This is a genomic window from Campylobacter sp. LR291e (assembly GCF_008633915.1).
Classification (GTDB): Bacteria; Campylobacterota; Campylobacteria; order Campylobacterales; family Campylobacteraceae; genus Campylobacter_D.
Genome location: NZ_VJNV01000007.1, coordinates 23,811 through 31,616, shown reverse-complemented (window position 1 = coordinate 31,616; position 7,806 = coordinate 23,811). Strand labels below are relative to the sequence as shown.

Here is a 7,806-nt window from a genome sequence, read left to right as displayed (position 1 = left end):
ATAAGTGAAAAATATGGGCTTTATAATTTTTAATAACAGGCTTTTTTAAAGGTTTTAAAAATTCAATACTATTTTTTTTAATTTATAAAATTTATCTAAATGTAAATTTAAAATAAAATTTAAGCAAAATTTAGGCATAATTATACTTTTGGAATGGGGCATTAGCTCAGCTGGGAGAGCACAACGCTGGCAGCGTTGGGGTCAGCGGTTCGAACCCGCTATGCTCCACCATTTTATATTGCTTATATATTATCATAGGGCTTTTTTAATAGAATTTCAAAGATTAGGTTTTAAAAATTTAGTAGCTTTTATAAAAAAGCTGCAAGTTATTGCAGCTTTTTTATACATAGCCTTGGTCTATCATCGCATCAGCTACCTTTCTAAAGCCTGCGATATTTGAACCTAGCACTAAATTTCCTTTGTCGTTAAATTCAACAGAGGTATCATAACTTTCATTAAAGATATTTATCATAATTTTATGAAGTTTATTGTCTACTTCTTCAAAGGTCCAAGATTGCATACTGGCATTTTGAGACATTTCAAGTCCACTAGTAGCAACGCCACCTGCGTTTGCAGCCTTAGCAGGACCAAATAAAAAGTCTTTTTTAGCCAACATAAAATCAATGGCTTCAAGTGTACTTGGCATATTTGCACCCTCACAAACTAAGCGACAGCCATTGTTATAAAGGGTTTTAATGTCTTCAAGGTTAAGTTCATTTTGTGTAGCACTAGGAAAGGCTGCATCACAAGGTATGGACCAAACGCCATTAGTACCACTTTTATACTTGCTAATTGAGGTAAATTCAACGCCTTTTTTTGCATTAGCATAAGCACTAAGTTCTAGTCTTTTAACTTCTTTAATCTCTTTTAATAAAGCTACATCAATGCCATCTTTATCATAAACAAAGCCTGTAGAATCACTCACCGTAATAGGCAAAGCCCCAAATTGATAAAGTTTTTCAGCTGTATAAATGGCTACATTTCCAGCCCCACTAACTGAGCATTTTTTACCTTCTAAGCTTGAATTTGCTTTTTTTAGCATTTCATTAGCAAAATAAACTGAACCATAACCAGTGGCCTCAGTTCTTGCTAGGCTACCACCCCAGCTTAAACCCTTACCTGTTAATGCCCCATCAAAGCGATGAGTTAATTTTTTATATTGACCAAACATATAGCCTATTTCTCGCCCTCCAACGCCTATATCACCGGCTGGAACATCTTTTACATCACCTATCATTTTAAATAATTCATTCATAAAGGCTTGACAAAATCTCATAATCTCGCCATCGCTCTTACCCTTAGGGTCAAAATTTGCCCCTCCTTTTCCACCACCAATATTAACACCAGTAAGTGAGTTTTTAAAGATTTGTTCAAAGCCTAAAAATTTGATAATATCAAGGCATACTGATGGGTGAAATCTTAATCCTCCCTTGTATGGTCCAAGGGCTGAGTTAAATTCTACCCTGTAACCAAAGTGCGTACAAGGTTCGTTTTTATCATTCATGTAAGTAACTCTAAAAATATTTGTTCTTTCAGGCATTACGATACGTTCTATGATTCTGTGTTTTAAATATTTTTCCTGTGCTTCTAATAGGGGCTCTAAGCTATGTAAAACCTCTGTTGCAGCTTGTAAAAAGGTATTTTGACCAGGACTACTTTGTTTAATGCGTTCAAGCGTGTAGTTAATGTATTCTTTAACATTCATTTTAAACCTCCGAAAATAATTTGATTTAAATTATATTAAAATTTTTTTTAAAGCTTTATTTAATTTTGAGATTTTTTAAAAATTTTAAGCAAATGCTAGTATAATACCTTAAAATGCGAAAAGGGGGTATAAAATGCTTTATATTTATATTAAAACTCAAGATGCTCTTGTAAAAAGGATAGAATTTAAGCCAGAAGGAAGTTTGCCACCTGATATTTTATGGATCGATTTACTTCACCCTAGTACAGATGAGATTATTTATATTTCATCTAAATTTAAATTGAAATTTCCAAATAAAGAAGAAAGAGAAGAGATTGAACAAAGTTCTAAGTATTGGGAAGATAATATAAATATCACCATTAATGCAAATTTTTTGGTTAGGGATTTTAGCTCAGATGAAGATAATTTTAGATTAAAAAGCGAGGTTATTACCTTTGCAACTGCTAAAAAGGTACTTTTTACCATTAGATATAATGAATTTAGCACCTTTGAAGAAATTCAAGCAAGGATTCTTGCAAGTCCTAAGAATTTTGAAGATGGTTATGATATTATCGATAAAATGTTTGAGGTACGCGTTGAAAAGGATGCGGATTTGCTTGAGTGGATAGATAAAGAGGCAAGACGTCTTAGGGCAAATGTTTTAAAGAAAAAAGATGAGTATAGTTATGATGAAATGCTAAAAGATATCTCTTCTTTGCAAGAATTAAATATGAGAATAAGGGATTCTTTATTTGATAAAAGACGGGCTATGACCTCCTTGCTTAAAAGTGACAAGATAGACAAGGATATTAAGCAAAATTTAACTATAGTTTTAAAGGACTTAAATTCCTTGGTTGAATTTGGTATTTCTCAGTTAAATGTGCTAGATAACATACAAACTATTTTAGCAAATCAGATTAATATAGAACAAAATAAGACTATAAAATTATTCACGGTTGCCACTGTGGCTATGATGCCACCTACCTTAATAGGCACGGTTTATGGAATGAACTTTGAATTTATGCCTGAACTTGATATGCCTTATGCTTATCCTATAGTGCTTAGCATAATGATAATATCTATTATAGCACCTGTGATATTTTTCAAAAAGAAAGGTTGGTTGTAATGGATATTATAAATATAGGAATTCTTACCCTGAGCGATAGGGCTAGTAGTGGAGTTTATGAAGATAAGGCTACACCTGTTATAGAAATGCTTTTAAAATCTTATATAAAAAATGATATTGTTTTTCATAAAATTTTAATTGCTGATGAGTATAAAAAAATCATTAAAACATTAAAATTTTTAAGCGATAAAAAGCATTGTGATTTGATTATCACAAGTGGTGGTACAGGACCTGCATTAAGGGATGTAACGCCAGAAGCTACAAAGGCTGTTTGTAAGAAAATTTTGCCAGGTTTTGGCGAACTTATGAGAAAGGAAAGTTTAAAATATGTTCCAACTGCTATTTTGTCACGTCAAGTAGCTGGAATTCGTAAAAAAAGCCTTATTTTAAATTTGCCCGGTAATCCAAAGGCTATAAAGGAGTGTTTAGAACCTGTCTTTCCTGCGATTGCTTACTGCATAGATTTAATTGGTGGGGCTTTTATACAGGCAAATGAAGAAGTGATTAAGGTTTTTAGGCCTAAAAAATAGTTTATAAATTTTGCTTAAAAGCACTCAGTAATTTTTCGTATAATTTATCAAAATCAACCCCACAAACTCTAGTTTTTGCTATTGTGGTAATGAAATTTGTATCGCCATTATATCTTGGTACTAAGTGATAATGACAATGTGGGGCTATTCCTGCCCCTGCCATATTGCCTAAATTCATACCTATATTTACGCCCTTTGCCTTTATGCTATCTTTTAAAATTTTAACGCCTATTCTTACAAAAAAGCTCATTTCTTGCCAGGTTTTTTCATCTAAATTTTCTATATTTTCTTCGTGTTTATAAGGAATTATCATAAAATGACCTGGTGAGTAAGGATATTTATTCATAACGCCAAAACAAAACTTAGCACGAAATAAAATACCAAATTCATGGTCTTTTTCTTCGTTTTCAACGCATTTACAAAAAGGACAACCTTCTTCTTTCTTTGTAAAATAAATCTCTCTCCAAGGTGCGTATAAGTGTTGCATTTATTCTCCTATAAATTCTTTTAATGCAAGTCCTTCATCTTTTTGTCTCATAAAATATTCACCAACTAAAAAGGCATCAACCCCACATTTTTGAAGGTGTTTAATAAAGTTTTTATCATTACTTAGTCCACTTTCTGCTACTATTATCTTAGAATTTGGAATATGTGGAATTAATTTATCGCACAAATCAAGATGCATTGAAAAATCATTTAAATCTCTATGATTAATGCCTATTATATCAGCACCTGCAAAAATAGCCTTTGTTAAGTCATTTAAATCATGAATTTCAACTAAGACCTCTAAGCCTAAGTGTCTTGCAAATTCAAGCAGTTTTTTAAGTTCTTTTTTACTAAGCATTTTTGCTATTAAAAGTGCAAAATCAGCCCCATAGACTAGGGCTTGTAAAAGTTGATACTCATCAAAGATAAAGTCTTTTCTAAGTAGTGGAATTTTTGTGTACCTTCTAATCATGCTTAAATATTCAAGCTCACCCTTAAAAAAGAAAGGTTCAGTTAAAACAGAAATTGCACTAGCATTGTTTTTTTCATAGTTTAAGGCTATGTTTAATGGTTCAAAATCTTCTCTTATTATGCCCTTGCTAGGACTTGCTTTTTTTACTTCTGCTATAACTCTTATCTCTTCACCTTGCCTTTTTAAAGCACTCTTAACATCTTTTGGAAAAAAAGGATTTGACGCAAGGGACCTACCCAGCATATCATAAGGCAATTCTTTTTTTTGTTTTTCTAAGGCCTGTTTAGTTGTTTCAAAAATTTCGTCTAAAATCATTTCATACAAGCCTTAATTGCCCTAATGTGTGCTTTACTTTCATTAGAGTTTTTAAATTCAAGGTCTTTAAAGGTTTGACTTATAATCTCGTAAGCCTTATTGCAATCTCCAAGTTTATAATATCCCCAAGCTAAGGAATCAATATAATATAAATTCCCCGGGTCCTTTTGAAGTGCTAATTCAACTAATTTCATGCCCTTTTCAATCTCTAAATCATTATCTATTAGCAAATAACCATAATAATTTAAATATAAATCATCGCTATTTTCATTAATCATTTTTTCAAATTTTTCTATCACGGGTTTAATAGTGTTTTTATTAACTTGTTTTTTAAGGCTTAATTCTTCAAATTCAAACATGGCGGCTTGTAAAATAAACTCATCATCCTTTTTTTCTTCGTAAAGTTGTAAACAAAGTTCCTTTGCTTTGTCATAAAATTTTAAGGATTGATACAAATATAATTTAATTTCATCGTTTAAATCATATTTTAAAGCTAAATCAAGGGCCTCTTTTTTTTCTTCTTTAAAATCAAACATTCTAACCAAGCTTAAAATAAAGTCTTGATTTGAAGTAATATCATAAAGTTCTATGTAAAGTTCTTTTAAGGCTCTTAAATTTTGTTCTTCGCTGTAAATTTTGCCTAAGATTAAGCAAGTTTTTATGGTACAACCATTGCTTTGTCTAAAATTTTCAAGCATAATTTTTGCATTGTTTTTATCATTTAATAGGGCATAAACACTCACTATTTTTAACAATAAATCCTCATTTACATTCCCTGCGTAAGCTAAACGATAATAAATTAAGGCCTCTTTTAATTTATTTTTTCTTATTAAAACATCTGCGTAAAGTTCGAAATTTCTAGGGTCATTATCCTTTTTAGCAAGTAGTTCAAGGCATAATTTTTGAGCGTAATCAAGATTTAGAGTTTGTAAGGCGTAAAGTACGCTTAATCTTTTTAAATTATCACTTCTATATAAATTTTGCTTAACTAAATTTTCTAACTCATCTGTTTTATCTAAATTATGTGAAAGGGTGATTAAATAGGCATTTTCTAAAAAGATTGTGCTATTGTAATCATTAAAAAGTTCTAAAAATTTAGTTCTAGCTTCTTTTGATTTTCCTACTTTTTCATAGTTAAAAGCTTGCATAATGCGTTTATTTATGCTAGTTTCATTGCTTTCATATTCTTTATAAACAACTATGTTTTTAGTGGTACAAGCACCTAAAAATAGGGCGACAATTAAGATAAAAAACAAATTCCTATACATTCTTTTTTTACTTCCTCAATATGTGTTTTATAATATTCCCAAAAGGGAAAACTTTTGCACTGGCTGGGTCTTAGTGCGTAAATTGAACAACAAAGCCTTTTTGTATCAAAGAAAATACAAGCAAAGCCGTTTTTAAATTCAACCTCTTTAAAACTAAGTCTAAAACCAACTTTTTTTAAAAATTTATCTTTAAATTCGTCTTTTTCTAGACTCAAATGCTTTCTTATAAGTTCTAATTCTTCTTTACTTGCAAATATATTTCCACTCTCTCCCGTGCAGCATTTGCCACCACATTTTTTACAAGCATTTTCATTAAAACTATAAGGAAAATTTTTTTCAAAAATCATAGCTTAAAATCTTAAACTTTAAGCAAATTTCTTTCATTTTCTTGCTTAAATTTTTATTTTTAAAAATATAAAAGGGTTCTAAAATTTCACAAGGGCTTTTAACACCCTTTCTAGCTTGTATTAACACAAATTTAGCAGCTTGTTTTGGTTTAGAATGAACGCATTGTAATTTTGTAAGCTTAAATTTTTTATCTTCTAAAAGAAAACAAATTTTATCAATTGCTAGGGCCTCGTAGCAAAAATATAAAATCCCTCTAGGTTTTAATAAAGAGTTGGCCTTGCTTATTAAGGTAGATAGTGGCAAAAATTGAGCAGTTTTGCTTATATTTTTATGATTATTTTCACTTTGTAAGACACCTTGTCTGTAAAATGGAGGATTGCAAATTATAATATCAAATTTTTTATCACTTTCAAAGTCCTTAAAATCACAGCAAAAAAGCCTTGCGTTAATATTATTTTCTTTTAAATTTTTTTCTATAAGTTTTATATTTTCAGCTTGAATTTCAAGTAGGTTTAAATTTAAATTTTTACACTCATTTTTAAGAAGTATGCCTATAATTCCACAGCCACACCCCACATCTAAAAGTTCGTTTTTAATCCCAAGTTTTAGGGCAAAATTTGTTAATATTAAAGAAATGCTATTGTATCTATAAGCATCTTTAAATTGTGCAAATTTTAGTGTTTTTTTCAAGACTCATTCTCGTTTTTTAATTGTTGTGGTGAAAATTTAGAACAAAAAGCAAACAAGCTTTCTTTTTGCAAATTTGTAAAATATATAGTTAAAAGTACTTTTTTTTCGTTAAATTCCTTTTCAAATTCGATTTTTTTATCTTTTAAAAAATATTCCATTTTGCTTAAAAGACCTATATCAAGGCAAAGTTGAAGTTTTTCTTTAAATTCAAAGTCTAATAATTTTGCATTTGCTATGGCTAAGTTTGTAGCATCTGAGTACGCCCTTACAAGCCCACCAACGCCAAGCTTTATGCCACCAAAATAACGAACCACTATAACCCCACATTCTACTAAATTTATGCCCCTTAACGCGTTTAAGCAAGGCATAGCCGAACTTCCCTTTGGTTCTTTATCATCGTTTTTATTTTCTATTAATTGCTTATTTTCGTTAAATTTTCTATATGCCCATACAAAATGAAGAGCCTTTGGGTGTTCATTTTTAAGCCTTTCAAGCATATTTTTAAAGTCCTTAAAAGGACATAAAAAGGCTAAAAATATAGATTTTTTAATTTCTAATCTGCTGGTAAAACACTCATTTATGATTTTCATTTACAATTATTTTCACACAAGGTAATAAAGGCATTTTTGCAATTATTTACATTAATGCTATCAAGTCCTTTATTTTCATAAAGTGTTCTTAAAATTTTATTGCGTTCATCTTTATGAAGTAAGTCTTTATGTAGTTCTTTATCAGCCTTTTTAAAGCACCATTTTACCTTAGTTAAGGCCTCTTCTTTATTTGAGTAAGTTTTTAGCTTATCATCGTGCAAGGTATCGTTTTGACAGGCAAACAAAAGGTAAGAAAATAAGCATAAAACAAGACATAAAAACAACTTTTTCATTTTT

10 protein-coding genes and 1 tRNA gene are annotated in these 7,806 nt (G+C 30.2%); 3 read left to right on the top strand and 8 right to left on the bottom strand.

The genetic code is table 11. From position 1 onward, the window contains the following. Positions 1 to 155: 155 nt before the first annotated feature. A tRNA-Ala gene (locus tag FMM58_RS01765) sits at positions 156 to 231 on the top strand. Positions 232 to 340: 109 nt separating this feature from the next. On the opposite strand, the gene gdhA is transcribed toward FMM58_RS01765, so the two are convergent. Then, on the bottom strand, positions 341 to 1,705 hold the full coding sequence (gene gdhA / locus FMM58_RS01760; RefSeq protein WP_150141309.1) for an NADP-specific glutamate dehydrogenase: 1,365 nt from the start codon (positions 1,703 to 1,705) through the stop codon (positions 341 to 343). A gap of 133 nt (positions 1,706 to 1,838) precedes the next feature. Between gdhA and corA the strand changes: the two genes are divergently transcribed. Both corA and mog read left to right on the top strand, forming a co-directional pair. Continuing rightward, on the top strand, positions 1,839 to 2,810 hold the full coding sequence (gene corA / locus FMM58_RS01755) for a magnesium/cobalt transporter CorA (RefSeq protein ID WP_150141307.1): 972 nt from the start codon (positions 1,839 to 1,841) through the stop codon (positions 2,808 to 2,810). Beyond that, complete coding sequence (gene mog, locus FMM58_RS01750) at positions 2,810 to 3,340, top strand: molybdopterin adenylyltransferase (protein WP_150141305.1); 531 nt, start codon at positions 2,810 to 2,812, stop codon at positions 3,338 to 3,340. The genes corA and mog overlap by 1 nt, the downstream gene beginning before the upstream one ends. Before the next feature lies 1 nt (position 3,341). Here the strand turns inward: mog and FMM58_RS01745 are convergent, their stop codons facing one another. Genes FMM58_RS01745 through FMM58_RS01715 form a run of 7 tightly spaced genes read right to left on the bottom strand, consistent with a single transcriptional unit; the run spans position 3,342 to position 7,802 of the window. Beyond that, the gene (locus tag FMM58_RS01745; protein ID WP_150141303.1) at positions 3,342 to 3,827 is read right to left on the bottom strand and encodes an HIT family protein; all 486 of its coding nucleotides are present in this window, start codon (positions 3,825 to 3,827) and stop codon (positions 3,342 to 3,344) included. Further along, positions 3,828 to 4,613, bottom strand: a complete 786-nt coding sequence (gene trpC / locus FMM58_RS01740; RefSeq protein WP_150141302.1) for an indole-3-glycerol phosphate synthase TrpC — start codon at positions 4,611 to 4,613, stop codon at positions 3,828 to 3,830. Continuing rightward, a complete protein-coding gene (locus FMM58_RS01735; protein WP_150141300.1) occupies positions 4,610 to 5,881 on the bottom strand; it encodes a tetratricopeptide repeat protein in 1,272 nt (423 codons plus the stop codon). Before FMM58_RS01735 ends, trpC begins: the two co-directional genes overlap by 4 nt. Continuing rightward, positions 5,854 to 6,228 (bottom strand): YkgJ family cysteine cluster protein, encoded by a 375-nt coding sequence (locus FMM58_RS01730; RefSeq protein WP_150141298.1) that lies wholly within the window; start codon positions 6,226 to 6,228, stop codon positions 5,854 to 5,856. Before FMM58_RS01730 ends, FMM58_RS01735 begins: the two co-directional genes overlap by 28 nt. Next, positions 6,218 to 6,919 carry a tRNA1(Val) (adenine(37)-N6)-methyltransferase gene (locus tag FMM58_RS01725; protein ID WP_150141296.1) on the bottom strand — a complete coding sequence of 234 codons (702 nt, stop codon included), beginning with the start codon at positions 6,917 to 6,919 and terminating at the stop codon, positions 6,218 to 6,220. Before FMM58_RS01725 ends, FMM58_RS01730 begins: the two co-directional genes overlap by 11 nt. Continuing rightward, a complete protein-coding gene (locus FMM58_RS01720) occupies positions 6,916 to 7,509 on the bottom strand; it encodes an IMPACT family protein (RefSeq protein WP_150141294.1) in 594 nt (197 codons plus the stop codon). Before FMM58_RS01720 ends, FMM58_RS01725 begins: the two co-directional genes overlap by 4 nt. Next, positions 7,506 to 7,802 carry a hypothetical protein gene (locus FMM58_RS01715; RefSeq protein ID WP_150141292.1) on the bottom strand — a complete coding sequence of 99 codons (297 nt, stop codon included), beginning with the start codon at positions 7,800 to 7,802 and terminating at the stop codon, positions 7,506 to 7,508. Before FMM58_RS01715 ends, FMM58_RS01720 begins: the two co-directional genes overlap by 4 nt. Positions 7,803 to 7,806: the final 4 nt, after the last annotated feature.

What these genes read in the sequence shown, in the direction of transcription:
- gdhA (WP_150141309.1), bottom strand. Translation starts at nt 1,705, where the DNA reads ATGAATGTTAAAGAATACATTAACTACACGCTTGAACGCATTAAACAA.
- corA (WP_150141307.1), top strand. Translation starts at nt 1,839, where the DNA reads ATGCTTTATATTTATATTAAAACTCAAGATGCTCTTGTAAAAAGGATA.
- mog (WP_150141305.1), top strand. Translation starts at nt 2,810, where the DNA reads ATGGATATTATAAATATAGGAATTCTTACCCTGAGCGATAGGGCTAGT.
- FMM58_RS01745 (WP_150141303.1), bottom strand. Translation starts at nt 3,827, where the DNA reads ATGCAACACTTATACGCACCTTGGAGAGAGATTTATTTTACAAAGAAA.
- trpC (WP_150141302.1), bottom strand. Translation starts at nt 4,613, where the DNA reads ATGATTTTAGACGAAATTTTTGAAACAACTAAACAGGCCTTAGAAAAA.
- FMM58_RS01735 (WP_150141300.1), bottom strand. Translation starts at nt 5,881, where the DNA reads ATGTATAGGAATTTGTTTTTTATCTTAATTGTCGCCCTATTTTTAGGT.
- FMM58_RS01730 (WP_150141298.1), bottom strand. Translation starts at nt 6,228, where the DNA reads ATGATTTTTGAAAAAAATTTTCCTTATAGTTTTAATGAAAATGCTTGT.
- FMM58_RS01720 (WP_150141294.1), bottom strand. Translation starts at nt 7,509, where the DNA reads ATGAAAATCATAAATGAGTGTTTTACCAGCAGATTAGAAATTAAAAAA.
- FMM58_RS01715 (WP_150141292.1), bottom strand. Translation starts at nt 7,802, where the DNA reads ATGAAAAAGTTGTTTTTATGTCTTGTTTTATGCTTATTTTCTTACCTT.